At 69.0% G+C, this 25564-nt stretch carries 30 protein-coding genes; 22 read left to right on the forward strand and 8 right to left on the reverse strand.

The features are described 5' to 3' along the window. Positions 1-87 precede the first annotated feature (87 nt). Positions 88-690 (forward strand): outer membrane protein, encoded by a 603-nt coding sequence (locus tag B1A74_RS02705; protein WP_077243690.1) that lies wholly within the window; start codon positions 88-90, stop codon positions 688-690. A 105-nt stretch (positions 691-795) separates the two neighbouring features. On the opposite strand, the gene B1A74_RS02710 is transcribed toward B1A74_RS02705, so the two are convergent. The 3 genes from B1A74_RS02710 to B1A74_RS02720 all read right to left on the reverse strand — a co-directional run bounded on the left by B1A74_RS02710 (position 796) and on the right by B1A74_RS02720 (position 3192). Continuing rightward, positions 796-1098, reverse strand: coding sequence for a high-potential iron-sulfur protein (locus B1A74_RS02710; protein ID WP_077243691.1), 303 nt, complete (start codon positions 1096-1098; stop codon positions 796-798). Between the two features lie 182 nt (positions 1099-1280). After that, the gene (locus B1A74_RS02715) at positions 1281-1700 is read right to left on the reverse strand and encodes a DNA polymerase III subunit chi (RefSeq protein WP_018946326.1); all 420 of its coding nucleotides are present in this window, start codon (positions 1698-1700) and stop codon (positions 1281-1283) included. A 13-nt stretch (positions 1701-1713) separates the two neighbouring features. Next, positions 1714-3192, reverse strand: coding sequence for a leucyl aminopeptidase (locus B1A74_RS02720; RefSeq protein ID WP_077243692.1), 1479 nt, complete (start codon positions 3190-3192; stop codon positions 1714-1716). 97 nt (positions 3193-3289) lie between these two features. Between B1A74_RS02720 and lptF the strand changes: the two genes are divergently transcribed. The 3 genes from lptF to B1A74_RS02735 are packed head-to-tail and all read left to right on the forward strand — an operon-like array spanning position 3290 to position 6180. After that, positions 3290-4402, forward strand: a complete 1113-nt coding sequence (gene lptF / locus B1A74_RS02725) for an LPS export ABC transporter permease LptF (RefSeq protein ID WP_077243693.1) — start codon at positions 3290-3292, stop codon at positions 4400-4402. After that, entirely contained in the window at positions 4399-5463 is a 1065-nt protein-coding gene (lptG, locus tag B1A74_RS02730; RefSeq protein WP_077243694.1) for an LPS export ABC transporter permease LptG, read from the forward strand. Before lptF ends, lptG begins: the two co-directional genes overlap by 4 nt. Before the next feature lie 36 nt (positions 5464-5499). Continuing rightward, a complete protein-coding gene (locus tag B1A74_RS02735) occupies positions 5500-6180 on the forward strand; it encodes a GDSL-type esterase/lipase family protein (protein ID WP_077243695.1) in 681 nt (226 codons plus the stop codon). A 45-nt stretch (positions 6181-6225) separates the two neighbouring features. On the opposite strand, the gene B1A74_RS02740 is transcribed toward B1A74_RS02735, so the two are convergent. Beyond that, positions 6226-6783, reverse strand: coding sequence for an RDD family protein (locus B1A74_RS02740; protein WP_024329858.1), 558 nt, complete (start codon positions 6781-6783; stop codon positions 6226-6228). 45 nt (positions 6784-6828) lie between these two features. Between B1A74_RS02740 and B1A74_RS02745 the strand changes: the two genes are divergently transcribed. Continuing rightward, a complete protein-coding gene (locus B1A74_RS02745; protein ID WP_024329859.1) occupies positions 6829-7206 on the forward strand; it encodes a PilZ domain-containing protein in 378 nt (125 codons plus the stop codon). Between the two features lie 19 nt (positions 7207-7225). On the opposite strand, the gene moeA is transcribed toward B1A74_RS02745, so the two are convergent. The 3 genes from moeA to mobA form a co-directional block, all read right to left on the reverse strand. Then, positions 7226-8467 (reverse strand): molybdopterin molybdotransferase MoeA, encoded by a 1242-nt coding sequence (gene moeA / locus B1A74_RS02750; RefSeq protein WP_077243696.1) that lies wholly within the window; start codon positions 8465-8467, stop codon positions 7226-7228. Positions 8468-8489: 22 nt separating this feature from the next. After that, positions 8490-9038, reverse strand: coding sequence for a molybdopterin-guanine dinucleotide biosynthesis protein B (gene mobB / locus B1A74_RS02755; protein ID WP_024329861.1), 549 nt, complete (start codon positions 9036-9038; stop codon positions 8490-8492). Between the two features lie 112 nt (positions 9039-9150). Further along, positions 9151-9759 (reverse strand): molybdenum cofactor guanylyltransferase MobA, encoded by a 609-nt coding sequence (mobA, locus tag B1A74_RS02760; RefSeq protein WP_077243697.1) that lies wholly within the window; start codon positions 9757-9759, stop codon positions 9151-9153. 78 nt (positions 9760-9837) lie between these two features. Here mobA and B1A74_RS02765 point away from each other — a divergent pair, with 78 nt between their 5' ends. The 16 genes from B1A74_RS02765 to ribBA all read left to right on the forward strand — a co-directional run bounded on the left by B1A74_RS02765 (position 9838) and on the right by ribBA (position 24522). Then, positions 9838-11349, forward strand: a complete 1512-nt coding sequence (locus tag B1A74_RS02765; RefSeq protein ID WP_077243698.1) for an NfeD family protein — start codon at positions 9838-9840, stop codon at positions 11347-11349. 137 nt (positions 11350-11486) lie between these two features. Further along, positions 11487-12434: a slipin family protein gene (locus B1A74_RS02770; RefSeq protein WP_244263435.1), complete on the forward strand. Its 948-nt coding sequence runs from the start codon at positions 11487-11489 to the stop codon at positions 12432-12434. A gap of 93 nt (positions 12435-12527) precedes the next feature. Further along, positions 12528-13454: a site-specific tyrosine recombinase XerD gene (xerD, locus tag B1A74_RS02775; protein ID WP_077243729.1), complete on the forward strand. Its 927-nt coding sequence runs from the start codon at positions 12528-12530 to the stop codon at positions 13452-13454. A 63-nt stretch (positions 13455-13517) separates the two neighbouring features. Then, positions 13518-14228 carry a DsbC family protein gene (locus tag B1A74_RS02780; protein ID WP_018946313.1) on the forward strand — a complete coding sequence of 237 codons (711 nt, stop codon included), beginning with the start codon at positions 13518-13520 and terminating at the stop codon, positions 14226-14228. Between the two features lie 4 nt (positions 14229-14232). After that, positions 14233-14712 (forward strand): nucleoside deaminase, encoded by a 480-nt coding sequence (locus B1A74_RS02785; RefSeq protein WP_018946312.1) that lies wholly within the window; start codon positions 14233-14235, stop codon positions 14710-14712. A 95-nt stretch (positions 14713-14807) separates the two neighbouring features. Then, positions 14808-15794, forward strand: coding sequence for a GGDEF domain-containing protein (locus B1A74_RS02790; RefSeq protein ID WP_018946311.1), 987 nt, complete (start codon positions 14808-14810; stop codon positions 15792-15794). Further along, positions 15791-16834, forward strand: a complete 1044-nt coding sequence (locus B1A74_RS02795; protein WP_077243699.1) for a PP2C family protein-serine/threonine phosphatase — start codon at positions 15791-15793, stop codon at positions 16832-16834. The genes B1A74_RS02790 and B1A74_RS02795 overlap by 4 nt, the downstream gene beginning before the upstream one ends. A 40-nt stretch (positions 16835-16874) precedes the next feature. Beyond that, positions 16875-17774 carry an STAS domain-containing protein gene (locus B1A74_RS02800; protein WP_024329869.1) on the forward strand — a complete coding sequence of 300 codons (900 nt, stop codon included), beginning with the start codon at positions 16875-16877 and terminating at the stop codon, positions 17772-17774. A gap of 11 nt (positions 17775-17785) precedes the next feature. Beyond that, on the forward strand, positions 17786-18124 hold the full coding sequence (locus tag B1A74_RS02805; RefSeq protein WP_024329870.1) for an STAS domain-containing protein: 339 nt from the start codon (positions 17786-17788) through the stop codon (positions 18122-18124). Positions 18125-18157: 33 nt separating this feature from the next. Beyond that, positions 18158-18787 (forward strand): MarC family protein, encoded by a 630-nt coding sequence (locus B1A74_RS02810; protein ID WP_019569051.1) that lies wholly within the window; start codon positions 18158-18160, stop codon positions 18785-18787. A gap of 17 nt (positions 18788-18804) precedes the next feature. Further along, positions 18805-19443, forward strand: coding sequence for an RDD family protein (locus B1A74_RS02815; protein ID WP_077243700.1), 639 nt, complete (start codon positions 18805-18807; stop codon positions 19441-19443). A gap of 185 nt (positions 19444-19628) precedes the next feature. Continuing rightward, positions 19629-20888, forward strand: a complete 1260-nt coding sequence (gene glyA, locus B1A74_RS02820; protein WP_018946305.1) for a serine hydroxymethyltransferase — start codon at positions 19629-19631, stop codon at positions 20886-20888. 9 nt (positions 20889-20897) lie between these two features. After that, positions 20898-21470 (forward strand): transcriptional regulator NrdR, encoded by a 573-nt coding sequence (gene nrdR, locus B1A74_RS02825; protein WP_018946304.1) that lies wholly within the window; start codon positions 20898-20900, stop codon positions 21468-21470. Further along, positions 21467-22636, forward strand: a complete 1170-nt coding sequence (gene ribD, locus B1A74_RS02830) for a bifunctional diaminohydroxyphosphoribosylaminopyrimidine deaminase/5-amino-6-(5-phosphoribosylamino)uracil reductase RibD (protein ID WP_077243701.1) — start codon at positions 21467-21469, stop codon at positions 22634-22636. Before nrdR ends, ribD begins: the two co-directional genes overlap by 4 nt. A gap of 34 nt (positions 22637-22670) precedes the next feature. Next, positions 22671-23366, forward strand: a complete 696-nt coding sequence (locus tag B1A74_RS02835) for a riboflavin synthase (RefSeq protein ID WP_077243702.1) — start codon at positions 22671-22673, stop codon at positions 23364-23366. Between the two features lie 25 nt (positions 23367-23391). Then, entirely contained in the window at positions 23392-24522 is a 1131-nt protein-coding gene (gene ribBA, locus B1A74_RS02840; RefSeq protein ID WP_077243730.1) for a bifunctional 3,4-dihydroxy-2-butanone-4-phosphate synthase/GTP cyclohydrolase II, read from the forward strand. A gap of 6 nt (positions 24523-24528) precedes the next feature. On the opposite strand, the gene B1A74_RS02845 is transcribed toward ribBA, so the two are convergent. After that, positions 24529-24990, reverse strand: coding sequence for a DUF6231 family protein (locus B1A74_RS02845; protein ID WP_077243703.1), 462 nt, complete (start codon positions 24988-24990; stop codon positions 24529-24531). 75 nt (positions 24991-25065) lie between these two features. On the opposite strand from B1A74_RS02845, the gene B1A74_RS02850 reads away from it, so the two are divergent. Further along, positions 25066-25548: a Crp/Fnr family transcriptional regulator gene (locus tag B1A74_RS02850; protein WP_018946299.1), complete on the forward strand. Its 483-nt coding sequence runs from the start codon at positions 25066-25068 to the stop codon at positions 25546-25548. Positions 25549-25564 lie beyond the last annotated feature (16 nt).

Below are 25564 nucleotides of genomic sequence, written 5' to 3' on the forward strand. Positions count from 1 at the left end.
CCGTGTGCGAGAATAAGCCGAACGTGATAACCGCAGAGTGTGGCGGGCCTGTGCGCCGCAACCGGATAACAACGAGGAGAAAGACCGATGTTCGCGAAAGGAAAGATTGCTGCCGCCGTGGGCGGTGCCCTGATGCTGACCGGTGGCCTGTCCGTGGCCCAGGCCGACACCTTCCACGGCGGATACGTCGGTGGCCAGCTGGTCATCGTGGACTACGATTTTGATGTGGATCCCGGTCCCTCCCTGTCCGACACCGACGTGGGCATCGGTGGCGTGATCGGTACCGGCACCACGGAGAACGATTACTACCTGGGCGTGGAGCTCGACTTCTGGCTGGATCAGGCCGACGACTCGACCACCTGGAACGGTGTGGATTACGACGTGGATGTGAAGCACAGCTATGGCGTGAACCTGCGTCTCGGCCGGGTCTTCAACGACGACTGGCTGGTCTACGGCCTGCTGGGTTACCAGGGCACCAAGGCCAAGGTGTCCGCCGACGGGCTCGGGTCGGATTCCGAGACCTACGAGGGCGGCCGCGGTGGCGTGGGTGTCGAGTACCAGCTCGAGAACCGCATGTTCTTCCGCGGCGAGTATTCGCAGACCTTCCACGGGGACGAAACCGTGCTTGGCGGGGTCGATGTGGATCCGGATTCCTGGCAGGTGAAGGGCGCGATCGGTTACCGCTTCTGAAGCCCTCCGGGGCAGGATCGGAATGAAGGGGCCCCGCGCGCCAGGGTGGCGTGCGGGGCCCTGTTGTATCGGGGCATTGCGGTGCCCCGTGAGCGGGTTGCGGGATCAGCCGCTGACCCAGGCGTCGCACCAGCCGTTGGCAGAGACATTGACGCCCTGGAAATCGGCGTGATGGCAGCCGCCGTTGCCGTCCCAGAAGGCGCAGTTGTCGCAGCGCTCGCCCTCGGAGTAGTCCGGATGGTCGGCGTTGGCGGCATCCGCCACGTAGTTGTGGGCGTGTCCGTCCTCGGCCATGGGACTGGCCTTGGCGGCGGACATGCCGGCCATGCTCACAACCGGGATGGCGGCGACGGCCGCGGAGGCGCGGCGGAGAAAGGTACGGCGGCTGATATCGGTCTTGTCGGACATGGTTCCGACCTCCTTGCTGGTAGTTTTCTTGTGACGGGCATCTCTGCGGATGCCGTCGCTACCTTGCATCGGTTCTCCGCGTTATTTCTACGTGAATGGGTCACAAAACCTCCCCAAGTGAAGGGATTTATGATCCAGCTCAAGGGGTGGGTGCAGGGAAGGACGCCGTCCGCCGACGGGGCTCACAGGGCGTGATGTTCCAGCGGATAGCCGCGGTCGCGGAAGTAGCGCCAGCGGGCGCGACCGGCGGCGCGGCCGGCGTCGTCGCCGCCGACGATGTCGGCCACGCGCTCGAAACGGCCGCAGTATTCTGGGACCTCGGCGGCCAGGTTGACCAGCACGTCGCAGTGGGTGGTCGGGGCACGGGAATCGTGCAGGGTCACCGGCACGTCGGCGGCGTCCACCTCGGTGGCATGGGGCAGGAAGGCGGTATCGCGGAAGGTCCACAGCCATTCGTCCAGGCTCTGCGTCAGGGCCGGGTCCCCGGTGTGCACGTGCACCCGGTGACCCTGGCGCGAGGCCTTCTCGGCCAGCCGGCAGGCCAGCTGCAGGCGCGCGTCAGGCTGCGCATCCTGCAGCAGGTAGAAGGTGACGCGGGTCATGCGCCGGCCTCCTTCAGGCCTGATCCAGCAGGTACTGCATCAGCATCGGGACCGGACGGCCGGTCGCGCCCTTTTCCTTGCCGCTCTTCCAGGCCACCCCGGCGATGTCGACGTGCGCCCAGGTGTAGTCCTCGGTGTAGCGCGAGAGGAAGCAGCCGGCGGTGATGGTGCCCGCCGGGCGACCGCCGATGTTGGCCATGTCGGCGAAGTTGCTCTTGAGCTGTTCCTGGTATTCCGGCCACAGCGGGAGCTGCCAGCCGCGGTCGCCGGTTTCCTCGCCGGCCTGCTGCAGCTGCCGGACCAGACGGTCGTCGTTGCCCAGTAGCGCGGCACCCTGGTGGCCCAGGGCGATGATGCAGGCGCCGGTGAGGGTGGCGATGTCGATCACCGCCTTCGGCTTGTAGCGATCCACCCAGGTCAGGGCGTCGGCCAGCACCAGGCGGCCCTCGGCGTCGGTATTCAGGATCTCGACGGTCTGCCCGGACAGGGTGTGGATGATGTCGCCGGGCCGGGTGGCGCGGCCGTCCGGCATGTTCTCGGCGCTGGTGACCACGCCGACCACGTTGATCGGCAGGCCCAGTTCGCACACCGCCTCGATGACCCCGAACACGCTGGCGGCGCCGCACATGTCGTATTTCATCTCGTCCATCTCGGCGCCCGGCTTGAGCGAGATGCCGCCGGTGTCGAAGGTGATGCCCTTGCCGACGAACACCACCGGGGCATCGTCCTTGTTGCCACCGCGGTATTCCATTGCAATCAGGCGCGGCGGGCGCTCGGATCCCTGGCCGACGGCGAGGATGGCCCCGGCGCCCAGGGCCTCCAGTTCGTGTTCGTCGAGCACGGTGGTCTCGAGACGGTCATACTGTTCGGCGAGCCGGCAGGCGGTGTCCGCGAGGGATTCGGGATAGCAGACGTTGGGCGGGGTGTTGCCGAGGTCCTTGGCCCGGTTCATGCCGGTGACGATGGCCGCGGCCTCGCTGCAGGCCTTCTTCGCCGCATCGGCCTGGTTGCGTTCCACCGCGAGCTGGACCTTCTCGAGCTTGACGGGCCGGGTTTCTTCCTTGCCCTTGAACTCGAAGAAGCGGTAGGCGGCATCGCCGATGGCGGTGATCAGGGTGCGCACGGTCCAGGCGATATCCTTGCCGCGCGGGACGAAGTCCTCCACCGCGATCACGGCCGAGTCGGCCGGGCGCTCCACCAGCGCGCTGGCGAGGGTCTGGCAGGCCTTGCGCGCGGCGCGGGCGTCGTAGTCCTTCTTCGCACCCAGGCCGATCAGCAGCGCGGAACCCTTGCGCCCGGTTCCGGGCACCAGCAGGCGCGAGCTGGCGTCGCCGTCCATCTCGCCGGCCTTGAGCAGGGCTGCGAGATCGCCGTCGCGGGCCGCGTCGACAGCGCGGGTGCCGGGCGCCGGTTTGCGCCGGTGGCTGACGGCGGTGACACGGATCCCGGCCCGGGGTTTGTCGACGGCAGAGGTGGTGACGGAGAATTGCATGGGCGCCTCGCGGGAAGGAATGAATGACCTCCAGTGATACTACCAGCGCGTTGCCGGACTGCACTATGCACACCGGTAACATGGATACGGGCCGCGCATGATCCTGCGCCGGGCCGAGCGCTTCGTTGCGCGCGAACTTCTGCTGACCCAGGCGGCGGTCACCGTGGTACTGCTGCTGGTGATCGTCGGCGGGGTGCTCGCGCGGGTGCTGCAGGACGTGGCCGAGGGCAGCGTGCCGGCGGATTTCCTGCCGGCACTGGTGGGCTTCGGCGCGTTCAAGGGCATCGTGTATCTGTGGCCGGTGGCGCTGTTTCTGGGGTTCATGCTGGTGCTGGGCCGCATGCAGCGCGACAGCGAACTGATCGCGCTGCAGTCGGGCGGGATGTCGTTTGCCGCGCTGTATCGTGCCCTGTTCCTGGTCGCAGGACCGGCGGCGATCCTGCTGGCGGCGCTGATGAACACCGTGGTGCCCTGGACCGAGGGCGAGGTGGACCGCATGCGCGATCTCGCCGACCAGCGCTCGGACCTGGTGGGGATCGCGCCGGGGCAGTTCCTGGAGTCGCGCGTGGGGGATCAGGTGTTCTTTGCCGAGCGCCTGAGCGATGACCGCGAGGCGCTGGAGGAGGTCTTCATCTACCGCGAGGTGGACGGCGAGGCGCAGGTCACGGTGGCCGCGCGTGCGATCCCCGATCCCGGGGCCGAGGGCAGCGGCTTCCTGGTGCTGGAGGACGGTTACCGCTACCTCGGTACCCCGGGCAGCGGGGCCTTCCGCATGCTGGAATTCGAGCGCCTGCGCGCGCAGATCACCGAGCCCGACCCGGCGGCCGAGCGGCGCAGCCTGGAGGCGCACTCCACGCCGGAACTGTGGGTCGAGCGGGACGATCACGAGGTACGCGCCGAGCTGGAGTGGCGCTTCGCCATGCCGCTGTCGATCGTGGTCCTGACCCTGATCGCCCTGCCGCTGTCACTGGTGCCGCCGCGCAGCGGGCGCTATGCGCGCATTCCCGCGGCGATCGGGGTGTACGTGCTGTACGCCAACTTCCTGATCCTGGGGCAGGGGCAGCTGGCGGACGGCCAGGTGCCCGTGGCCGTGGGACTGTGGTGGGCGCACGGCGCGATGCTCGCGCTGTGGTTGCTGCTGGCCTGGCGCAAGGGCCTGCTGCGCCGGCCGCGCCGGGGCGCGGGTCCGCCGGCGGGAGAGCCGGCATGACCACGATCCTGGGGCGCTACATCATCCGCCAGGTGCTGCTGGGGACCGCGCTGGCGGCGCTGCTGCTGGTTGCGCTGGACGCGGTGTTCGCGCTCATCGACGAGCTGCGCGACGTGGGGCGTGGCGATTACGGGGTGGCGCAGGCGCTGATGTACGTGGCCCTGACGCTGCCGCGGCGGATGTACGAGATGATGCCGCCGGCGGCTCTGCTCGGCGGTCTGCTGCTGCTGGGCAACCTCGCGGCGGGAAGCGAGCTGACGGCCATGCGCGCCGCCGGGATGACCGTCGGGCGGTTCGTCGCCTGGGTCATGCAGGGCGGGCTGATCGTGGTGCTGGCGATGGTCGCGATCGGCGAGTTCGTCGCGCCGGTGGCGGAGAACCGCGCGCAGAACCTCAAGGCGACCGCCTTCGACCGCGAACTGAGCGTCGGCTCGATGGGCCTGTGGGCGCGCGACGGGCGGCGCATCGTGCATGCCGAGGCCGTGCTGCCGGAAGACCGGCTGGCCGGCGTGCGCGTGGTGGAACTGGGCGAGGACCGACGGCCGCGGGTGATCACCCGGGCCGCGGGCGCGCGTTACACGGACGGCGAGTGGTGGCTGGAGGACGTGGAACGCTCGCGCCCGGATTTCGACGGGGTGGTGACGGAACATGCCGATGAGGAGCGCGTGGAGCGCCTGATCGCCCCGGAGTACTTCTCGGTGCTGGTGGTGGAGCCCGCGCAGATGGGGGCGCGCGACCTTCATCGTTACATCCAGTACCTGCAGGAGAACCGCCTGGACTCGGCGCCCTACGAGGTGGCCTTCTGGCAGCGTCTGACCCTGCCGGCCTCGACCTGGGTGATGCTGCTGCTGGCGATCCCGTTCCTGTTCGGGTCGCAGCGCGAGGGCGGGGCCGGGCGCCGCCTGTTCGTGGGCATCGCGATCGGGGTGTCGTTCGCGATCGTGATGCGGGCGATGACGCACGTGGGACTGGTGTTCGCGCTGCCGCCGGTGCTGGCGGCCAGCGCGCCGGTACTGCTGTTCCTGGTGGCGGGGCTGCTGGGGCTGCGGCGGGTGGCATGATGTGACGCGGATCATCGACGACAGGAGAACGACGCAATGAGAGCAGGCGGAAGACCGTCCCGGACCGGGCGCGCGGGGCAACTCCTGTGGCTGCTGCTGGTAGCCGGACTGCTGGCCGCCTGCGGCAGCCCGGGGCCCACCGATCTGGATCCGCTGCCGCGTTCGGCGACCGTGCTGGTTTTCGGGAACAGCGTGACCCACGGGACCGGGGCCGGCGATGGCAAGGACTTTCCGACGCGTCTGGAGGCGATCACCGGCTGGACCGTCATCAACGACGGGGTGCCCGGCGATCGGGCGGATACCGCACGCGGGCGCATCGAGGACAGCCTGGTCGAACATGAACCGGATCTGGTGATCCTCGAGCTCGGCGGCAACGACTTCCTGCGCGGGCGTGATCCGGTGGGGGTGAAGGAGGATCTGCGGGCACTGATCGGACACGTGCGTGACCACGGGGGCCAGCCGCTGCTCATCGGCGTGCCCGAGGCCTCGGCCCTGGGGGCGGCCACCGGCCGGCTGAGTGATGACGGGATCTATCGCGAGCTGGCGCGCGAGGAGGACGTGCCGCTGATCGAGGGCGTGCTGGCCGGGGTGCTGAACGACGCGGATCTGCGTGCGGACCGCATCCACCCGAACGCGGACGGCTATGCACGCATGGCCGAGGAGATCGCCGACGGGCTGATGGAGGTCGGGCTGTGGCTGGGACGCCGAGCCCCGTGAGCGGGTGACGGGCCGGGTGAGGGGGCCGGGTGACCGCGCGGGCGATCAGCCGCCCCCGGAGTCCTGTTCGTCCTGGTTTTCCTTCCAGCGCGGACGCTTGAGCGGCCGCGTGCGCATCAGCACGGTGGAGGACAGCCAGTCGTGCAGCATCCAGCGCTGCGGGTGCAGGGCACTGGCGCCCAGGGCGAGAACCCCCAGCGCGGTCATCAGCGCGGTCATCCAGTCGCCGTGCTCGCGCGCCAGATGGATCGCCATCAGGATGAACATCCACTGGGAGATTCCCACCAGGAAACGCAGCGTGGCCTGCCAGGAGGTGATCCGGCTGCCATCCTCGCTGCGCACCACCAGGTTCCAGGTCTGCATCCCGAGGGTTTGTCCGGTACGTCGCCAGAAACCGTAGAAAAAGGCCCAGGCGGCGAAGATGTTGAGGGTGAGCTGGACCTGCCAGAAGAACACCTCCAGCACGTTCCACAGGGGCAGGGTCACCAGCCCCAGCACCAGCCAGATGGCCAGTACCAGCAGGCTGTCGTAGAGCAGCGCGCCGAAGCGCAGCAGCAGGCCCACGGGGCGGGGGTCGCGATCGGGTGCGGGGATATCGGTCATGGAATCTCGCTGGTCACTGCGCGGAAGATTGCGTAGTCTTGCGGTATGTCGCGACGGTTTCAACGTATCCCGCTCGAATTTCCGGGCCGGCTCGAGCTCGCCGGGCGTACCTGTCCGGTGCGGGTGCTGGATATCTCGCTGCGCGGTGTGCTGGTGGAATGCGAGGGGCTCGAACCGCTCGCCCCGGGCACGTCCGGCCAGGTGGACATCCCGCTGAGTGACGAGGCCCGCATCGCCTTCGAAGGCACGGTGCGCTGGCAGCAGGGCGAGCGGCTGGGGCTGGAGATCGCTGCCATGCCGCTGGAGTCCGCCGGTCACCTGCGGCGTCTGGTGGAGCTGAACCTGGGCGACGAGGCGCTGCTGGAGCGCGAGTTCGCCGCCATGATCGGCGACCCGCCGGGCGAGGACGCCCCCGGCCGCTGAGCAGTTCGCCGCGGCGGGCTCAGTAGAGCTCGCTGAACGGCAGCACCTCCACCCACTCCCCGGCGCGTGCGCCGTCCGCTTCCCGCGGCAGCACCACGAAGGCATTCGCCCGGCTTATCGCGCTCAGCTGATGCGAGCCCTGGCCCCCGGCGCTGCGCACCACGTCCACGCCGTCCTCGGTCTCCACGATCGCCCGCTGATAATCCGTGCGCCCCGGCCGCTTGCGCAGATCCTCGCACAGCCGTGCGCGCAGGGTGCGCGGTTCGCCTACCGGCAGGCCGGCCAGACTGCGCAGGGCGGGACCGACGAACAGGCCGAAGGTCGCCATCGCCGAGACCGGATTGCCCGGCAGCCCGACAAACCGGGCCTGGCCGAAACGGCCGAAGGCCAGCGGACGCCCGGGCTTCATCGCGATCTTCCAGAAGCCGACCTCGCCGCGCTCCTGCAGGATGCGGGTAATGTAGTCGGCATCACCCACCGAGACCCCGCCCGTGGTCAGGATCAGATCGGCCTCGCGGCCCGCGGATTCCAGAGCCTCGCGCACGGCGTCCTCGTCGTCGGGAATGATGCCGTAGTCGCGGGCCTTGACCGCGTAGCGCGACAGCAGGGAACGCAGCATGTGACGGTTGCTGTCGTGGATCTGGCCGGGCTCCAGGGGTTCGTCCACCGGGACCAGTTCGTCGCCGGTGGAGAAGAACACGACCCGCGGTTTGCGCAGGACGTCCACCTCGGCGATGCCCTGGCTGGCCAGGACGCCGATTTCGGCCGCACCGAGGACCTGCCCGGTGCGATACAACGCTTCACCCCGGCGCGTGTCTTCGCCCGGACCACGGATGTTCGCGTTCTCCGGGGCGGGCCGGTCGAACTGCACGGAGTCGCCGTCCGGCGTGACGTGTTCCTGCATCACCACGGTATCGGCGTCGTCCGGGACCACCGCGCCGGTGAGGATCCGCACGCAGGAGCCCGGCGGCAGAGTGCCGTCCCACGGGTGCCCGGCGGCCGCCTGGCCGACCCGGCGCAGGCGCGAGCCGGCCTCGCGGGCATCGGCGGCGCGCAGGGCGTAGCCGTCCATCGCCGAGACCCGGGCCGGAGGGACGTCCAGCCGTGCATGCACGTCCGCGGCAAGGACCCGTCCGGTGGCCGTCTCCAGACTGCGCGTGCGGGTCCCGGTGACCGCCCGGCAGGCCTCCAGGATGGCGGCGCGCGCCTGTTCCACGGTGAGGGCGGTGGGGTCGAATTCGTCACAGGCGGCCGCGTTCATCCGGTTCCTCCGTTGTCATCTGTCATCCGTTCAATAACGGGTAAAGGGAAAGGTGTTCGATGATAAAGTCCGCCACCGGCGAGGGGTCGTCCAGCGGTAGCACCGGGCCATGGAAGGGCAGCCCGCCGGCGTCGGTGGCCACCGCGACCACCCCCGGCGTATCGGGGTACAGCGGCGGCTTGTCGTTGGCCTTGCGGTAGACCTCGATGCGGGGCAGGTCGGCGTTCTTGAAGCCCTCCACCAGGATCAGGTCCGAACGCGCCGGATCCAGTTTCGCGCACAGGGCGTCAAGGTCGGGGGTCGCTCCTTCCTCGATCTCGGGCGTCTCCACCATCAGGGCGAAACGCCGGGACGAGGCCACCAGTGTCTGGTTGGCCCCCGAGTGACGCAGCTCGTAGCTATCCTTGCCCGGCTTGTCCACGTCGAACTCGTGGTGGGCATGCTTGATCACCGCGGGGCGCAGGCCGCGGTTGCGCAGCTCCGGGATCAGCCGCTTCAGCAGCGTGGTCTTGCCCGAGCCGCTCCAGGCGGCAAAGCCGATGCGCGGCAGCGTGTTGTCCGGGTGGCTCATGACGGTTCCTCTCCCTGGTGGCAATGGCCCGGTCCGGTACCGGTAGTCGGGGAGTGTAAGGAATCGGCCGCCAATCTACACGCCGGTTGCGGGGGGGCGTAAGTTCCCGGGGTCACGGCGGGGCAAGATCTTCGGGGGTGTTGAGGTTGGCGAAGACCTCGGGGCAATCGGAGAAAGCGGCGGTCACGGCGCCGTGTTCGCGCAGCCAGACGCCGGCGGGCAGGGGGGCCTCGGCGATCGCGGCGCGCAGGGCGGGGACCAGCCCGGCGCCCAGCAGCAGGAACAGCGGCTGCAGCCGCTGGCCGTCGTGGGCCATTGCGGCGGGGGCGGCGTGTTCGGTTCGCGCCGCCTGCAGGCGGGGACCGAGGTCGTACGGGGCACGCGGGGCATCCACCGGGACGCACAGCAGGTCGCGCCCGGGACGGGCTGCCCCGGCCGCAGCAATCCCGGCGAGCGGGCCACGGTAATCGGGGTGTTCGTCGGCGACGCAGGGAAACCCCAGCCGCGCGCAGCGGTCCATTTCGGTATTGGTGCTGATAACGATGCCGTCGACCTGTCCCTGCAGGCGTTCGATGGCATGCTCGATCAGCGGCCGGCCCTGCCAGGTGATCCAGGCCTTGTTGCAGCCGCCCATGCGCCGGCCCTGACCGCCGGCGAGGATGACCCCCAGCGGCGGGCGGTCCGGGGTGGCGGGCGGAGTCTGGCGGGGGTCCTGCGGCATGGGCGTTCGTTTGCGCAATGGCCTATGTTGTAGGGTGCAGGATACGTGGCGGACACGATACGAGGACGGCAGCGATACATGATCCGATTCCGGAAGCAACGCGGCGCCGCGGCCCGCTGGCTCCTGTGGCTGGCGCTGCTGATCGTCGGCACGGCCGGCGCGCTGCTGGCCAGCGCCGATAACGGCGGCGACCGCGAAGCCGTGCTCCTGACCGTGGACGGGGCCATCGGTCCGGCGACCGTAGATTACATCACGCGCGGGATCGATGCCGCCGAGGAGCGCGGTGCCGAGATGGTGGTGCTGCAGCTGGACACGCCCGGTGGCCTCGATTCCAGCATGCGCAGCATCATCAAGCACATGCTGCAGTCCGGGGTGCCGGTGGTGACCTACGTGCACCCGGCCGGCGCGCGGGCCGCCAGCGCCGGCACCTACATGCTCTACGGCTCGCATGTCGCGGCCATGACGCCCGCCACCAATCTGGGCTCCGCGACTCCCGTACAGATGGGCGGGGGTGGCCTTCCGGGTCTGGACGAGGAAGACCTCGAGGAGATGCGCGAGGACGCGGCGGAGGAAGACAACGGCGACGGAAACGGAAACGGCGAAGCGGAAGAGGGGCGGAACGACAACGGGGTCGAGCCGTCTGCCGGGGAGGAACGGCTGGAGGATGACCCCGAGCCCCGGCGCGGCGAGGATGCGATGGAGCGCAAGGTGCTGGAGGACGCGGTGTCGTACATCCGCGGGCTGGCAGAGCGCTATGATCGCAACGCCGACTGGGCCGAGGAGACGGTGCGCGAGGGGTCGAACCTGACCGCCACCGACGCGCTGAACCAGAACGTCATCGATTTCGTTGCCGACAATCTCGACGATCTGCTCCAGCAGATCGACGGCCATACGGTGAAGCTGGCAACCGGCGAGCGCGAGCTGGTGACCGAAGGCATCCGGATCGTGCGCATGGATCCGGACTGGCGCACCGAACTGCTGTCGCTGATCACCAATCCCAACATCGCCTACATCCTGATGCTGATCGGGATCTACGGCATCATCTTCGAACTGGCCAATCCCGGGGCGGTCTACCCGGGTGTGATCGGTTCCATCTCGCTGATTCTGGCTTTTTTCGCCCTGCAGGTGATGCCGATCAACTACGCCGGGCTGGCGCTGATGCTGCTGGGGATGATCTTCATGATCGCCGAGGCCTTCGTGCCCAGCTTCGGCGCGCTGGGCATAGGAGGACTCGTGGCATTCATGACCGGTTCCGTGATCCTGTGGGACGACCCCAATCTGAATGTGGCCCTGCCGCTGGTGGTGGGCACGGCCATCGCGATCGGCCTGGTGTCGGTGTGGGTGCTGGGGCGGCTGTTCAAGCTGCGCGGGCAAAAGCCCGCGACCGGCCACGAGGAGATGATCGGCATGATCGGTCACGCCCGTGCGGATTTCGAGGTGCGGGGCCCGGTGTGGGTGCACAGCGAGCTGTGGACGGCCGAGACCACGGCGCCGGTTCGTGAAGGGCAGAAGGTGCGCGTGACGGCCATCGAGGGCCTGCGCCTGACGGTCGAGCCAGTGGAGCAGGAAGGAACGGCGGAAACGGCGTAAGCCCCGGGCCAGATTCGGCCGGGGGCGCAGGTGTCCCGTGCACCGATTCATGGATGCCGGCAGAGCCGGTCCCGGGCCGCGAAAATTCGGTCCGCACATGCAGTAATCCGCCTTCCGGCGGAAAGGAGTGCAACATGTTGAACGATTTCGGTTATCTCGTCGTACCGCTGGTCATCATCATCGCCCTGATCGCGATGTCGATCCGGGTGCTGCGCGAGTACGAGCGCGGCGTGGTCTTCTTCCTGGGCCGGTTCCAGTCGGTCAAGGGCCCGGGCCTGATCATCGTGATCCCGGGCATCCAGCAGATGGTCCGGATCGACCTGCGCATCATCACCCTCGACGTGCCCAGCCAGGACGTGATCTCTCAGGACAACGTGACGGTGCGAGTGAACGCGGTGTTGTATTTCCGCGTGGTGGACTCGGCCAAGTCGGTGATCCAGGTGGAGGACTACTATGCCGCCACCAGCCAGCTGGCGCAGACCACGCTGCGCTCGGTGCTGGGCAAGCATGACCTGGACGAGATGCTGTCCGAGCGTGACAAGCTGAACAACGACATCCAGGAGATCCTCGATTCGCAGACCGATGCCTGGGGCATCAAGGTCACCAATGTCGAGATCAAGCATGTCGACCTGGACGACTCGATGATCCGCGCCATTGCCCGTCAGGCCGAGGCCGAACGCGAACGCCGCGCCAAGGTCATCCACGCCGAGGGTGAACTGCAGGCGGCCGAGAAGCTGGTACAGGCGGCCCAACAGATGGAGGCGGCGCCTTCTTCCCTGCAACTGCGTTACATGCAGACCATGGCGGACATGTCCACCAACGGGAACGCCAACACCATCTTCTTCCCGCTGCCGCTGGAGCTGACCAAGGTGTTCGAGAACCTGGCGGCCAAGTTCCGTGCGGAGAACCCCGAGAACCCGCTCAACGCAGCCGCCGCGGCTGCCGGCATGGGGACGAAGAAGGGCGCCTCGGACGTGACCGGTGACACCGCCGGCGGGTCGGCTGCGGCTACCGGCGACGAGGGAGAAGCCGGGGCGCGCGGGACGAATCGGGGGCCGGCGCCGGATGACCCCGCGAATCCCTGATCGCACCGGCGCGGTTCCACCGGGATGACGACGGAGACCACGGCCGCGGGCGCGGGTGCTTTCGGGGATGTCCCCGGGGAGGCTTCCGGGGGAGTGACGCACGAGGGGAGCGACACCGCGGTCGCCGGATCCGTCCCGGCGGTCCTCGATCGATTCCTGGACGAGCTGTGGGCGGTGGAAGGCCTGGCCGACCGGACCCTGGCGGCCTACCGGCGCGATCTGAGCGCGCTGGCAGGTTTCCTGGCGGCGCGGGACGGGGCGCTGGAGGCCGCGACCCATGCCGACCTGCTGGCCTTTGTCGCCGCCCGCATGCAGGGCGGGGCGCGCCCGCGTTCGGTGGCCCGGGCGCTGTCCTCGATTCGCCGCTTCTATCGTTTTCTGGTGCAGGCGGGCGAACGCGAGGACGACCCCTCGGCCGGCATCGATCCACCGCGGCCCGGACGGCCCCTGCCGGCCGGGCTGTCGGAGCGGCAGGTGGAGGCGCTGCTGGCGGCGCCGGACACCTCGACGGCCGTGGGGCTGCGTGACCGGGCGATGCTGGAGTTGATGTACGCGGCCGGTTTGCGGGTCTCCGAACTCGTCGGGCTGGAAGGCACGGCGGTGAATACCCGGCAGGGCGTGGTGCGCATCACCGGAAAGGGCGGACGCGAGCGTCTGGTGCCGCTGGGCGAGATGGCGACCGACTGGCTGGCGGCGTATCTCGACCGCGCGCGCCCCGAGCTGATGGCGGGGCACCCGCCGGTGGAGGCGGTGTTCGTGACCCGGCGCGGCCGGGGGCTCACGCGTCAGGCCTTCTGGTACCGGATCAAGGCGCATGCGGCGCAGGCCGGCATCGATACGGCCCTGTCGCCGCACACCCTGCGGCACGCGTTCGCCACCCATCTGCTGGACCACGGGGCCGACCTGCGGGTGGTGCAGATGCTTCTGGGGCACAGCAGCCTGTCCACGACGCAGATCTACACCCACGTCGCGCGGGCGCGGCTGCAGGCGTTGCATGCGGAACACCATCCCCGGGGGTAGCCGTCTGTCCCCCGGAAGGCAACCGGCCTACAATCCACGTTTTGATTCATCAGCGAGACACCCATGTTGCTCAAGCGCGTTCTTCCTTTCGCGGTCGCCCTGGCGGCCGCCGGCACCACCGCTCAGGCCAGCGAGGCGATCGAGCAGGCCATGTCGCAGGCCATCCCCGATGCCGAGATCGACTCCATTCATTCCACCCCGCTCGACGGGATCAAGGAGGTCCGCTACGGCACCGAGATCTTCTACGTCAGCGAGGATGGCCGTTACGTGATGCAGGGCAGCCTGATCGACCTGCAGACCCGCGAGAATCTGACGGAGCAGGCGAAGGGCGGTGCGCGTGCCGAGCTGTTCGAGGCCATCGACGACAGCGAACTGGTGGTTTATGAACCGAACGGCGAGACCCGCGCCGTGCTGAACATCTTCACCGATCCCAACTGCCCGTACTGCCGCGACATCCACGCCGATCTGCCGGAATACCTGGAAGCCGGCGTCAAGGTGCGCTACCTGATGTTCCCGGTGCTTGGTCGGGATTCGCCGGAGATCATGAACCGCACCTGGTGTGCCGATGATCGCCAGGCGGCCATGGATCGTTCCAAGGAGGGTGACAAGCTGTCGGATCTGGACGGAAACTGCGCCACCCCGCAGGACGAGCACATGCAGCTGGGGCAGAGTCTGGGCGTGCGCGGCACGCCGGCCCTGTTCACCGAAAACGGCGAGATGCTCGCCGGCTACGTCGAGCCGGAAGAGGTGCTGTCCCGCGTGCTGGGCGACTGATCCCATGAGCGTGGCCGCCGACGACGCCTTCTTCCTGCGCGAGGCCATCCGCCTGGCGCGGGAGTCCGTGGATGTCGGCGGCGGACCGTTCGGCGCCCTGGTGGTGCGCGACGGCGAAATCGTCGGCCGCGGGGCGAACCGCGTGATCCCGTGGCAGGATCCCACCGCGCATGCCGAGGTGGCGGCGATTCGCGACGCCTGCCGCCACCTGCAGGACCACCGCCTGTACGGCGCGACCCTGTACGTCTCCTGCGAACCCTGTCCGATGTGTCGTGCGGCGGCGTGCTGGGCGCGGCTGGACCGGGTGGTGCATGCCGCCTCGGCCGCGGATGCCGCCGCGGCCGGGTTTGACGACGAGCGGATCCGCGACGAACTGGTGGCGGCCCCCGAGGCGCGCCGTCTGCCGTTGATCCGCACCCTGGCCGAGGAGGGGCGGGCGGTCTTCGACTACTGGGAACGCCACGCCAACCGCCGGTTGTACTGAATGTGCGGCGGGTTCCGGTCGGGCCCGGCCGCCCATGCATGACGCGGCGCCCGGACTGGGGCACAATCCGGGCACGGAACAGGGAGTGGGGCGGCATGGAGAAGCGTCTGCTGGAATTGTCGGTTTGTGTGGAGCCCGATCGGCGCCGGCTTGCGCGTTTCGCCCTGGATGCGGTGGTCGCCCTGGGCGGCAGCCCGTTCCGGGCCACCGCCCGTCTCGATGCCCTTCTGCACGCGCTGCGCGAGGCGGCCGCCAATGTGCAGGGCGGGCTGCAGGTGGCGCTGGTGGCCCACGGGCGCGAACTCGCCCTGTGCTGGGAAGAGGCGGGGGGACACGCGCGCCGTGAACGTCTCGATCGTGTCCCCGAAGACCCCTCAGAGTCCTCGCTCGAGGCCCTGTCGCGCCGCCTGCGGCGGGGTTCCGAGTCCACCGATCCCGAGCTCCTGCGCCGACGCAATGCCCGCTTCGCCGCCGAACTGGAACGCGCCCGCGAGCGGGCGGCGGCCGAGATGGCCGAACTCGAGGCCGATCTGGAACGCAAGAAGGCCGAACTCCAGCGCTCGATCCGCGAAGCCGAGACGGACAGCCTGACCGGTCTGTTCAACCGTGGCGCCTTCGATGCCCGCCTGGAAGAGTCCCTGCTGCACTGTGCCCGGCAGGACGAGCCCCTGAGTCTGGTGTTGCTGGACCTGGATTTCTTCAAGCAGATGAACGATACCCACGGCCATCAGTTCGGGGATGATTACCTGCGTGGCATGGCCGATGCCATGCGTGCGGCCATTCGCGAACACGTGGACCTCCCCTGTCGCACCGGGGGCGACGAGTTCGCCATTATCGTGTTCGGTGACCGCGACGCGGCGGCCGGCGTGGCGCAGCGCGTGCTCGCGGCGATGGAAGGCCGGGTCAGCATCGGCGTGGGGCAGCGGGCGGACGGTGACGCCCCGGAGCAGCTGGTGGCCCGCACCGATGCGGCACTGTATCTGGCCAAGCACCGTGGCCGCGGGCAGGTGGCCACCGAACTCGAGCTCGAGGCCCCCGACGCACCGGCGGCCGCGGCCCCGGGCCTCGGAGTCCGCGCGTGAGCGCCGTGCCGCCCGCGCGTCAGCCGTATGCCCTGCTGAGCGAGCAGGCAGCGGCGCGCGCCGGCGGTCAGGTCCTGCTGCAGTCGCGGCTGAAGACCGTGGCGCGGCGCCTGGGTTTCGGCGAGATCAAGCGCGAGCGCATGCTGCTGGTCTGCCAGGAGCTCGTGACCAACCAGATGAAATACGCGCGCGGGACCGGACTGGTGCAGATCTGGGAGCAGCGCTCGCCGGAGCCCGCGCTCGACCTGTTCGCGATGGATTTCGGTCCGGGGATCGCGGACCTGAACCAGGCCCTGGCCGACGGTCATACCACCTCGGGGACCCTGGGCAAGGGGCTGGGCACCGTGCGGCGCCTGGCCGACGATTCCGATTTCTACAGTGTTCCCGCGACGCAGGCCGCCGGTACACCGTGGCAGGGGACCGCGGCATGGGCCCGTTTTCGCCCCGGGGACAACGGACAGGACGAGCCCGGTCCGGCCTTCGGCCGTTACCTGCGGGCATTGCACGACGCGCCGCACAACGGAGATTGCGCGGACCTCGCGGTGGACCGGCACGGTCTGCGCTGGGTCCATATGGACGGCCTGGGCCACGGAGTGGAGGCCGCAACCGCGGTGGCGGGACGCTGTCGACCGGGCGAGCCGGGTGACTCGCCCGCGGAAGTGCTGCACCGGCTGAGCCGTGATCTGAGCGGCTCGCGCGGGGCGGTGGGGATTGCCGGCGAGGCTATGGTGGCGGAACGCGGCGCCCGGGTGTGTGGCGTTGGGGACATGAACGCCTGGGTCGTGCGTGAAGGGGAGCGGCGTGGCCTGGAGATGGCGCCGGGCATTCTCGGGCATGATCATCGCAGTTGCGAGGAGATCCGGCTGGACCTCCCCCCGCATGCGCTGGTGCTCACGGCCTCGGACGGTATCCGGCGCAACTGGAGCCTGGCCAGCTTTCCCGGTCTGTGGCGCCGGCATCCGCAGCTGCTGGCGCTGGTGCTGGGCCAGGTGCTGGGGCGCAGCAACGATGACAAGTCGCTGCTGGTCATCCGCCTTTGACGGCAGGCCGGGGAAACACAACAAAAAACGAGGAGGAATCATGACAGGGGGCAACATGAATCGGGAGGACGGCGAGACCCGCAGTGCCAACGAGATCCTGGTCGAGCAGCTGATGGTCAACGTCGGCCGGATTTCCGGGGTGATCGAGGAGCGTGGTCACAACATCTTCGTGCAGGGGAACATCCTGTCGCGCGAGGAGATCAGCGACTACTCCGTGGAGTTCATGGAGCTGTTCGTGATGCTGCTGCAGCACGAGGGGCGGTCGGACCGCTCCAGCGAGGAGTTCCGTGCGCTGCAGCAGTTCTTCACCACCATGTCGCAGCAGATCCTGATGCGGGGCGGCGACATGGAGGAGTTCGTGCGTTATCTGCAGTTCATGCAGAACGTGATGATCGAGGATCTGGGGCGCGACGCGGAGATCACGCCCGAACAGACCCGCGAGACCCTGCTCCTGCTGGCCGGGGTGTTCAACGACATCATCCTGGACGTGTATCGGGTGTATCTGGAGCAGAAGGAAAGCACCATCGAGGCGCAGCAGGCCGAACTGCGCGAGATCTCCACGCCCATCACCGAGATCTGGGACGGCGTCCTGACGCTGCCGATCATCGGTACCCTGGATTCGTCGCGCACCATGGTGGTGATGGAAAAGCTGCTCGGGCGCATCGAGCAGGACCGGGCCCGCGTGGTGCTGATGGATGTCACCGGGGTCATGGCGATCGACTCCCAGGTATCGCACCACCTGGTGCAGATGATCCGTGCGATCGGCCTGATGGGCGCGCGTCCGGTGCTGACCGGTATCCGGCCGGAGATCGCCCGGGCGCTCACCAGCCTCAACATTGATCTGGGCGACGTGACGACCCGCGCGACCCTGGCCGAAGGGCTGAAGGAGGCCTTCCACTGGCTGGGCGTGCGGATGGCCGACGCCCGGACCCCGGCCTGACGGGCGCGCCGATGGTCCGGGGCATGCATCTCACCCGGATCGGGGCGGACGCGGTGCTGCTGGAGCCGGGCGAGGGCCTGGATCCCGGCGAGCCGGACCGCTATCTGGTCGCGCTGGGGGATTATCTTCAGGCGGCGCGGGCCCGACGACTGATTTACGACCTCGACAGCGTGCCGGTGGTCGATGCCCTCTACTACGACTGGCTGAAGGCGGTGCACGGACTTTGCCGGGTCATCGGGGTGGAGATGGTGGTCGCGAACATGGCACCTTCGGTGGCTTATGCGCTGGCGGCGCGCCTGGATGAGGTGCCGCCCTTTGCCTGTGCGCGCGACGTGGAGCGCGCGCGCTGACATCCGCCATCCCCGCGACCGGGAGAACGCCGCATGCTGGAACTGGGCATTGTTGCCCTGACCACCTTCTTCGTGACCGTCGGCCCGGTGGACGTGGCGGTGGTGTTCGCGGTGCTGACCCGCGGCATGGATCCGGCGCAGCGCCGCGCGATGGCCTGGCGCGGCGCGCTGCTGGCGACCGCCATCCTGCTGCCGTTCGCGCTGTTCGGCGAGGCCGCGCTGGGGGTGCTGGGGATCTCGTTGCCGGCCCTGTATACCGCCGGTGGTATCCTTCTGCTCCTGATCGGCATCGACATGGTGTTCGCGCGCAGCTCCGGCGGGGTCTCGGCCACCCCGGACGAGACCCGCGAGGCACGCTCGCGCACCGACCTCTCGGTGTTCCCGCTGGCCACGCCGCTGCTGGCCGGACCCGGGGCGATGGGCGCGGCCATCCTGATGATGAGCCGTGCCAGCGGCGATCTGGCCGCGCAGGCGGTGGTGATCGGGGCGCTGATCGCGATCATGGCCCTGGCGCTGGTGTGCCTGCTGGTCGCGGTGCGCATCCAGCACTGGCTGGGCGTCACCGGCGCGCACGTGCTCACGCGCATCATGGGCGTACTATTGTCCGCGCTGGCGGTTCAGTTCATCTTTGACGGACTGGCCGACAGCGGTGTAATGACCTGACATCGAAGGAGCGATGCATGACCCGAACCTGTCCGCACTGCGCAACCGAAAACCCCGACGACGCGGCCTTCTGCAAGGCCTGTGGCCGTTCGCTGGATTTCGACCGCGAGCCGTCGGAGCCGAACGGCTCCGGCATGGATCCGGAGTCGGGTTCAGGCCGGGGCCAAGCGCCACCTCCCGTTTCCGGCGGGTCCGGACAGGTGCCCGCCGAGGGGCCGCCGCAGGATCGTGCGGCATTCGGCGGCTTCTGGCGGCGCGTGCTGGCGGTGCTGATCGACGGGGTGATCCTGGGTATCCCGCTGACCGTGGTGCAGGCGATGATCAGCCCGGAAACCATGCACACCGAGGAATGGACCGATGCGGACACCGCCTGGACCTTCGTGAACATCCTGGTCGGCTGGTTCTATTTCGCCGGCATGCACAGCTCGCAGTACCGCGCGACCATCGGCAAGATGGTGGTGGGGCTGCGGGTGGTCGACTGGCATGGCGAGCGCATCAGCTTCGCCCGCGCGACCGGCCGCCATTTCGCCGAATTCCTGTCCGGTCTGCTGTTCATGATCGGCTACCTGATGGTGGCCTTCACCCGGCAGCGCCGCGCCCTGCACGACTTCATCGCCGAGACCTGGGTAGTGCGTCGCGAGTGGCTGGCTGAATAGTCCGTTCAGCCGGGCGTTCGGCGGGCGGTCCTGAAAATCCCGGCCGAATCCAGTATGGTATTGGACCTTTCCGGCGCCGTACCCCGCCCGGTCTCGACCTTCCGGCCGCCGTCCGCGGCCGGTTGGGCGCCTTGTGGCGGGCCGCTGCGCGCCCGAATTGCCTAGAACCCAACGGGAGTCACCGAATGTTTTCGATCGACATGAGCATCAACGGCTACGATGACGAACTCTGGAGCGCGATCCGCAAGGAGGCGCAGCGCCAGGAAGAGCACATCGAGCTGATCGCCTCGGAGAACTACACCAGCCCGCGCGTGATGGAAGCGCAGGGTTCGGTGCTGACCAACAAGTACGCCGAGGGCTACCCGGGCAAGCGCTACTACGGCGGCTGCGAGCACGTCGACGTGGTCGAACAGCTGGCCATCGACCGCCTCAAGCAGCTCTACGGCGCCGATTACGCCAACGTGCAGCCGCATTCCGGCTCGCAGGCCAACGCGGCGGTGTACATGGCCCTGCTGCAGCCGCATGACACCGTGCTGGGCATGAGCCTGGACGCCGGTGGCCACCTGACCCACGGCGCCAAGCCGAACTTCTCCGGCAAGATCTACAACGCCGTGCAGTACGGCATCACCGACGAGGGCCTGATCGACTACGACGAGGTCCAGCGTCTGGCCACCGAGCACCAGCCGAAGATGATCGTCGCCGGCTTCTCCGCCTACTCGCGGGTGGTGGACTGGAAGCGCTTCCGCGAGATCGCCGATTCCGTGGGTGCCTACCTCATGGTGGACATGGCCCACGTCTCCGGCCTGATCGCCGCCGGCGAGTACCCGAACCCGATCGACCATGCCCACGTGGTTACCTCCACCACGCACAAGTCCCTGCGCGGTCCGCGCGGCGGCTTCATCCTCTCCAAGGGCCAGCCGGAACTGAACAAGAAGTTCCAGTCGCTGATCTTCCCGGGCACCCAGGGCGGCCCGCTGATGCACGTGATCGCTGGCAAGGCGGTGGCGTTCAAGGAGGCCCTGGAGCCGGAATTCAAGACCTACCAGAAGCAGGTGATCGCCAACGCCCGCGCGATGGCCGAAGTGCTGGTCGAGCGCGGTTTCGACATCGTCTCCGGCGGCACCGACAACCACCTGTTCCTGCTGAGCCTGGTGTCCAAGGGTATGACCGGCAAGGACGCGGACGCCGCGCTCGGCCGCGCCAACATCACGGTCAACAAGAACGCGGTGCCGAACGACCCGCAGTCGCCGTTCGTGACCTCCGGCATCCGCATCGGCACCGCCGCCCTGACCACCCGCGGCTTCACCGAGTCCGAGTCCCGCGAACTGGCCGGCTGGATCGCCGACGTGCTGGACAACATGGACAACGAGCAGGTGATCGACGACGTCCGCGGGAAGGTCCTGGATATCTGTCGCCGGTTCCCGGTGTACAGCGCCGGCGAATAAACCGGGGCGATGCGCTGCCCGGCCTGCGGTGCCAGTGACACCCGCGTGGTCGACTCCCGGGTCGCCGGACCCGAGCAGGAACAGATCCGGCGACGGCGGGAGTGCCGCGTGTGCCACGAGCGCTTTACCACCTTCGAGCGGGCGGAGTTCAGCCTGCCGCGGGTGGTCAAGCGCAGCGGCGAGCGGGTGGCCTTCGATGACGACAAGCTGCGCAGCGGTCTGCGCCGGGCGCTGCACAAGCGTCCGGTGCGCACCGAGGACGTGGAGAACGTCATTGACGACATCAAGCGCCGTCTGGCCGGGACCAGTGCCCCCGAAATCAAGTCCGACCGTATAGGCGAGATGGTCCTGGAGGCCCTGCACGGGCTGGACCATGTCGCCTATATCCGGTTTGCCTCCATCTATCTCAGCTTTGCCAGCGTGCAGTCCTTCCGCGAGGCCATCGAGCGTCTGGAGGACGACCTGAGCCCCGAGATGCGGCGCCACCAGCTGCGCCTGATCGACGAGGAGGCCGCGCGCGCCGCGGCTGACGAGTCCCCCGAAGACCCCCCGCCCGACAACCCTTCCGGCGAACCCCGATGAACGCAGCCGACCGTGAATGGATGCACCGCGCGCTGATGCTGGCGGATTGCGGCCGTTTTACCGCCGATCCCAACCCGCGTGTGGGCTGCGTGATCGTGCGCGACGGGCACGAGGTGGGCGTCGGCGTGCACTGGCGGGCCGGCGAGGCGCATGCCGAGGTCAACGCCCTGCAGGCGGCGGGGGACGCTGCGCGCGGTGCCACTGCGTACGTGAGCCTGGAGCCGTGCAACCATCACGGGCGCACGCCGCCGTGCACCGAGGCGCTGATCGCCGCCGGGGTGGGGCGCGTGGTGATCGCCATGGAGGATCCCGATCCGCGCGTGTGCGGAGGCGGGGCGGATCGCCTGCGCGCGGCCGGCATCGCGGTGGAGACCGGCCTGCTGGAGGCCGAGGCGCGGGCCCTGAATCCCGGTTTCGTGCAGCGCATGGAACGCGGGCGCCCGTGGGTGCGCATCAAGTCCGCGATCTCGCTGGACGGGCGCACGGCGATGGCCTCGGGCGAGTCGCAGTGGATCACCGGCGAGGCCGCACGCAACGACGTGCAGCTGTGGCGCGCGCGGGCCGGGGCCATCCTGACCGGCAGCGGCACCGTGCTGGCCGATGACCCGCAGCTCAACGTGCGCCGCAGTCCGACGGAACTGGCCGCGGCGGCCGGCCTGCCGGAATCGCCGCGGCTGGCCGATCTGCCGGTGCGCCAGCCATTGCGGCTGATCGTGGATTCGGGCCTGCGGACCCCGCCCACCGCGCGCATCCTGCAGGGGTCGCCCACCTGGGTCCTGACCACCGAGTCCGCGGCGGCGGGCCCGGCCGCGGATGTCCTGCGCGGGCGCGGCGCCGACCTGATCGTCCTGCCGGAGGCGGCGGAGGACGCCGCCGGGCACCTCGATCTGCAGGCCCTGCTGGCGGAGCTGCACACCCGCGAGATCAACGAGCTGCACGTGGAGGCCGGTCCGGGGCTGGCCGGTGCGCTGGCCCGCGCCGGGCTGGTGGACGAGTGGCTGGTGTACCAGGCCCCGCTGCTGCTGGGCTCCGGCGGGCGGCCGATGGTGGACTGGGACATCGGACGCATGGCCGAACGCGCGGAGCTGGAGGTCGTCGAATCCCGCTGGCTGGGCGAGACCCTGCGGTTGCGGGCTCTCCCCCGCGGGGTCCCGAATTCGCTATGATCCCCGCATTGTCACCGCAAGGACAGGCCGCGCCATGTTCACCGGCATCATCGAAAGCCTCGGCACCCTCGACACCCTGACGCCCAGCGGCGGCGACCGCCGGCTGCATGTCAGTGCGCCGGGGCTGGACTTTTCGGGTACACACCTCGGGGACTCGATCGCGGTCAATGGCGTGTGCCTGACGCTGACCGACCTCTCGGTGGACGGCTTCACCGCCGATGTCAGCCGCGAGACCCTGGAGGTGACCACGCTGGGCGATCTCGGCCGCGGCGACCGGGTCAATCTGGAACGCGCGCTGGCGCTGGGCGATCGGCTCGGTGGCCATCTGGTCTCCGGCCACGTGGACGGCGTGGGCGAGCTGGTTTCGATGGAGCCGGATGCCCGTTCGACCCGGGTGCGGTTCCGGGCCCCGGCGGCGCTGGCACGCTATATCGCTGCCAAGGGGTCGATCACCATCGACGGCACCAGCCTCACCGTGAACCGGGTCGAGGGGGCCGAGTTCGAGGTCAACATCATCCCGCATACCCGGGACCTGACGCGCTTCTCGGTCTACGCCCCGGGGATGCATGTCAACCTGGAGGTTGATCTGATCGCCCGCTATCTGGAGCGCCTGATGCTGGGCGATCGCGCGGCGGATCCGGGCGCCGGAGCCGGGGACAGCGGTGGCACGCTGTCCGAGGACTGGCTGGCCGAGCAGGGCTTTCCCAATCATTCCGGCCCGCGCGACTGAGCGCGGGCCCCGACGGCAGGTGTTCATGGAATTTTCCGATACCGAAACCATCCTCGGGGAACTCGAGGCCGGGCGCATGGTGGTTATCGTCGACGACGAGGACCGCGAAAATGAGGGCGACATCCTGATGCTCGCCTCGCACGTGCGCCCCGAGGACATCAACTTCATGGCCAAGTACGGCCGCGGGCTGATCTGCCTGACGCTCACCCGCGAGCGCTGCCGGCAGCTGGCCCTGCCGCTGATGGTGACCGACACCAACGACGTGCACGGCACCAACTTCACGCTGTCGATCGAGGCCGCCGAGGGCGTGACCACCGGGATCTCGGCGTATGACCGGGCGCATACCATCCGCACCGCGGTGGGGCCCAACGCCCAGCCGGAAGACATCGTCCAGCCGGGGCACGTGTTCCCGCTGATGGCGCAGCCGGGCGGGGTGGTGGTGCGCGCGGGTCACACCGAGGCGGGCTGCGATCTGGCGCGCCTGGCCGGCGCGGAGCCGGCCGCGGTGATCGTGGAGATCCTCAACGAGGACGGGACCATGGCGCGGCGGCCGGACCTCGAGCGCTTCTGCGCCGAGCACGGTCTGAAGATGGGCACCATCGAGGACCTGATCCGCTACCGCATCGAGAACGAGAAGACCGTGCGCCGGGTCTCCGAGCGCGAGTTCCCCACCGAGCACGGGACGTTCCGCCTGCTGGCGTTTCAGGACGAGGTGGATCACGAGATGCACTTCGCGCTGGTGCGCGGCGAACCCCGTCCGGACCGTGACACCCTGGTGCGCGTGCATCTGGAGAACACCCTGCACGACACCCTCGGTTATGCCGGCCCGGATCGCGGCTGGCCGCTGGACGACGCGCTGCGGCGCATCGACGAGGCGGGCGAGGGCGTGGTGGTGATCCTGCGCAAGCACGAGGGGCCCGAGGCCCTGACCCAGCGGCTGGAGCAGCTGGGTCAGACGGGCCAGATGGCGGGCGAGGAACGCGGCGGCGGGCGCGAGAATTCCGCCGAGTGGCGCATGTACGGCATCGGCGCGCAGATCCTCGCCGACTGCGGCGTCGGTCGGATGCGCCTGATGTCGGCGCCCAAGCGTTTCCACGGGCTGGGCGGCTTCGGCCTGGAAGTCGTGGATTATGTCCACGATGAGGTGGCAGGGTAACGCGCGTTACCAGCGCGCCCGGTCCCACATCTCCGGGTTGGCCCAGAAGCGGGCGTTCAGCCAGTCGGGCGTGAGCTTGTAGTCGTACAGACTGGTGCGGTAGACGGCATGCTCCGGCGTGGCCGTCTCCGCCGCCGGCTCGCGGCGGAAACCCAGGGCGAGGAAGGCGTTCAGGTCCCAGCGGGTATCGCGGCGGCGGTGGAGGATCAGGGTCTCCTCGGCCCAGCGATCACGCAGCCCGCCGAGCAGCTGCTGCCCGGTGGCGGTGTCCATTTCCGCCAGCACGTCCAGCACCAGCACCAGTGATTCGCGCCGCACCGGCGGCTCGGCCAGCAGAGCCTGCGGCGTGGCACTCCGCAGGTCGTCGCCCGACTCCCGCGTGGCGTCCGGGTGAAGGGTCAGGACCAGCGGAGTGCCACGGCGCAGACGCGCGGGCAGCTGGCGGCGCAGGGTGTCGATGTCGATCATGCGGGCTCTCGCAGAAGAGACGTTCGTTATACTCTATGTATTCAACCCAGAGAAAGCCGTAAAGGAAGCCGTGCCATGACCCGGGATCTGCTGACCGAATTTCTGTCCAAGCATCCGATGTCCGCCTCCCTGACCCCCGCGGAGGTCGATACCCTGATGCAGTACCTGGAGGTTGTCGAGACCCATCACAAGGAGATCATCGCCGATATCGGGGAAGTCGGCGAGGGACTGTTCTTCGTGGTCAGTGGCACGGCCGCGCTGTATGACGATGACGGCAGCCAGGAGATCGAGGTCGGGCGCATGGAGACCGGCGAGCTGGCGGGCGAGATGTCGTTCTTCGACCGCGTCCCGCGCGGGGTGCGCATGCGCGCGCTGACCGACAACACCCGCCTGCTGCGCCTGACGCGCTCCAAGTACGACCGCCTGCGGGTGGAACACCCGTACATCGCGGTGAACGTGCTGGAGTTCGCCATCATCAGCCTCGATCACCTCATTCGTCGGGTGTCGGAGGACGTGGCGACCTACGCCCGCTACCTCTACGCCCCCGGCAAGAAGTAACGGGCGGCGCGGTCGG

The sequence above is a fragment of the Thioalkalivibrio halophilus genome (assembly GCF_001995255.1).
GTDB classification, from domain to species: Bacteria; Pseudomonadota; Gammaproteobacteria; order Ectothiorhodospirales; family Ectothiorhodospiraceae; genus Thioalkalivibrio; species Thioalkalivibrio halophilus.

Bases quoted from the DNA above. Each gene is read 5' to 3' on its own strand.
- B1A74_RS02805 (WP_024329870.1), top strand. From the start codon at position 17,786: ATGGTCCGGGGCATGCATCTCACCCGGATCGGGGCGGACGCGGTGCTG.
- B1A74_RS02710 (WP_077243691.1), bottom strand. From the start codon at position 1,098: ATGTCCGACAAGACCGATATCAGCCGCCGTACCTTTCTCCGCCGCGCC.
- B1A74_RS02815 (WP_077243700.1), top strand. From the start codon at position 18,805: ATGACCCGAACCTGTCCGCACTGCGCAACCGAAAACCCCGACGACGCG.
- glyA (WP_018946305.1), top strand. From the start codon at position 19,629: ATGTTTTCGATCGACATGAGCATCAACGGCTACGATGACGAACTCTGG.
- B1A74_RS02740 (WP_024329858.1), bottom strand. From the start codon at position 6,783: ATGACCGATATCCCCGCACCCGATCGCGACCCCCGCCCCGTGGGCCTG.
- B1A74_RS02705 (WP_077243690.1), top strand. From the start codon at position 88: ATGTTCGCGAAAGGAAAGATTGCTGCCGCCGTGGGCGGTGCCCTGATG.
- B1A74_RS02745 (WP_024329859.1), top strand. From the start codon at position 6,829: ATGTCGCGACGGTTTCAACGTATCCCGCTCGAATTTCCGGGCCGGCTC.
- B1A74_RS02780 (WP_018946313.1), top strand. From the start codon at position 13,518: ATGTTGCTCAAGCGCGTTCTTCCTTTCGCGGTCGCCCTGGCGGCCGCC.
- B1A74_RS02810 (WP_019569051.1), top strand. From the start codon at position 18,158: ATGCTGGAACTGGGCATTGTTGCCCTGACCACCTTCTTCGTGACCGTC.
- B1A74_RS02715 (WP_018946326.1), bottom strand. From the start codon at position 1,700: ATGACCCGCGTCACCTTCTACCTGCTGCAGGATGCGCAGCCTGACGCG.
- mobA (WP_077243697.1), bottom strand. From the start codon at position 9,759: ATGCCGCAGGACCCCCGCCAGACTCCGCCCGCCACCCCGGACCGCCCG.
- ribBA (WP_077243730.1), top strand. From the start codon at position 23,392: ATGGAATTTTCCGATACCGAAACCATCCTCGGGGAACTCGAGGCCGGG.
- moeA (WP_077243696.1), bottom strand. From the start codon at position 8,467: ATGAACGCGGCCGCCTGTGACGAATTCGACCCCACCGCCCTCACCGTG.
- lptG (WP_077243694.1), top strand. From the start codon at position 4,399: ATGACCACGATCCTGGGGCGCTACATCATCCGCCAGGTGCTGCTGGGG.
- B1A74_RS02850 (WP_018946299.1), top strand. From the start codon at position 25,066: ATGACCCGGGATCTGCTGACCGAATTTCTGTCCAAGCATCCGATGTCC.
- B1A74_RS02845 (WP_077243703.1), bottom strand. From the start codon at position 24,990: ATGATCGACATCGACACCCTGCGCCGCCAGCTGCCCGCGCGTCTGCGC.
- ribD (WP_077243701.1), top strand. From the start codon at position 21,467: ATGAACGCAGCCGACCGTGAATGGATGCACCGCGCGCTGATGCTGGCG.
- B1A74_RS02790 (WP_018946311.1), top strand. From the start codon at position 14,808: ATGGAGAAGCGTCTGCTGGAATTGTCGGTTTGTGTGGAGCCCGATCGG.
- B1A74_RS02720 (WP_077243692.1), bottom strand. From the start codon at position 3,192: ATGCAATTCTCCGTCACCACCTCTGCCGTCGACAAACCCCGGGCCGGG.
- B1A74_RS02785 (WP_018946312.1), top strand. From the start codon at position 14,233: ATGAGCGTGGCCGCCGACGACGCCTTCTTCCTGCGCGAGGCCATCCGC.
- lptF (WP_077243693.1), top strand. From the start codon at position 3,290: ATGATCCTGCGCCGGGCCGAGCGCTTCGTTGCGCGCGAACTTCTGCTG.
- B1A74_RS02765 (WP_077243698.1), top strand. From the start codon at position 9,838: ATGATCCGATTCCGGAAGCAACGCGGCGCCGCGGCCCGCTGGCTCCTG.
- mobB (WP_024329861.1), bottom strand. From the start codon at position 9,038: ATGAGCCACCCGGACAACACGCTGCCGCGCATCGGCTTTGCCGCCTGG.
- B1A74_RS02800 (WP_024329869.1), top strand. From the start codon at position 16,875: ATGACAGGGGGCAACATGAATCGGGAGGACGGCGAGACCCGCAGTGCC.
- nrdR (WP_018946304.1), top strand. From the start codon at position 20,898: ATGCGCTGCCCGGCCTGCGGTGCCAGTGACACCCGCGTGGTCGACTCC.
- B1A74_RS02735 (WP_077243695.1), top strand. From the start codon at position 5,500: ATGAGAGCAGGCGGAAGACCGTCCCGGACCGGGCGCGCGGGGCAACTC.
- B1A74_RS02835 (WP_077243702.1), top strand. From the start codon at position 22,671: ATGTTCACCGGCATCATCGAAAGCCTCGGCACCCTCGACACCCTGACG.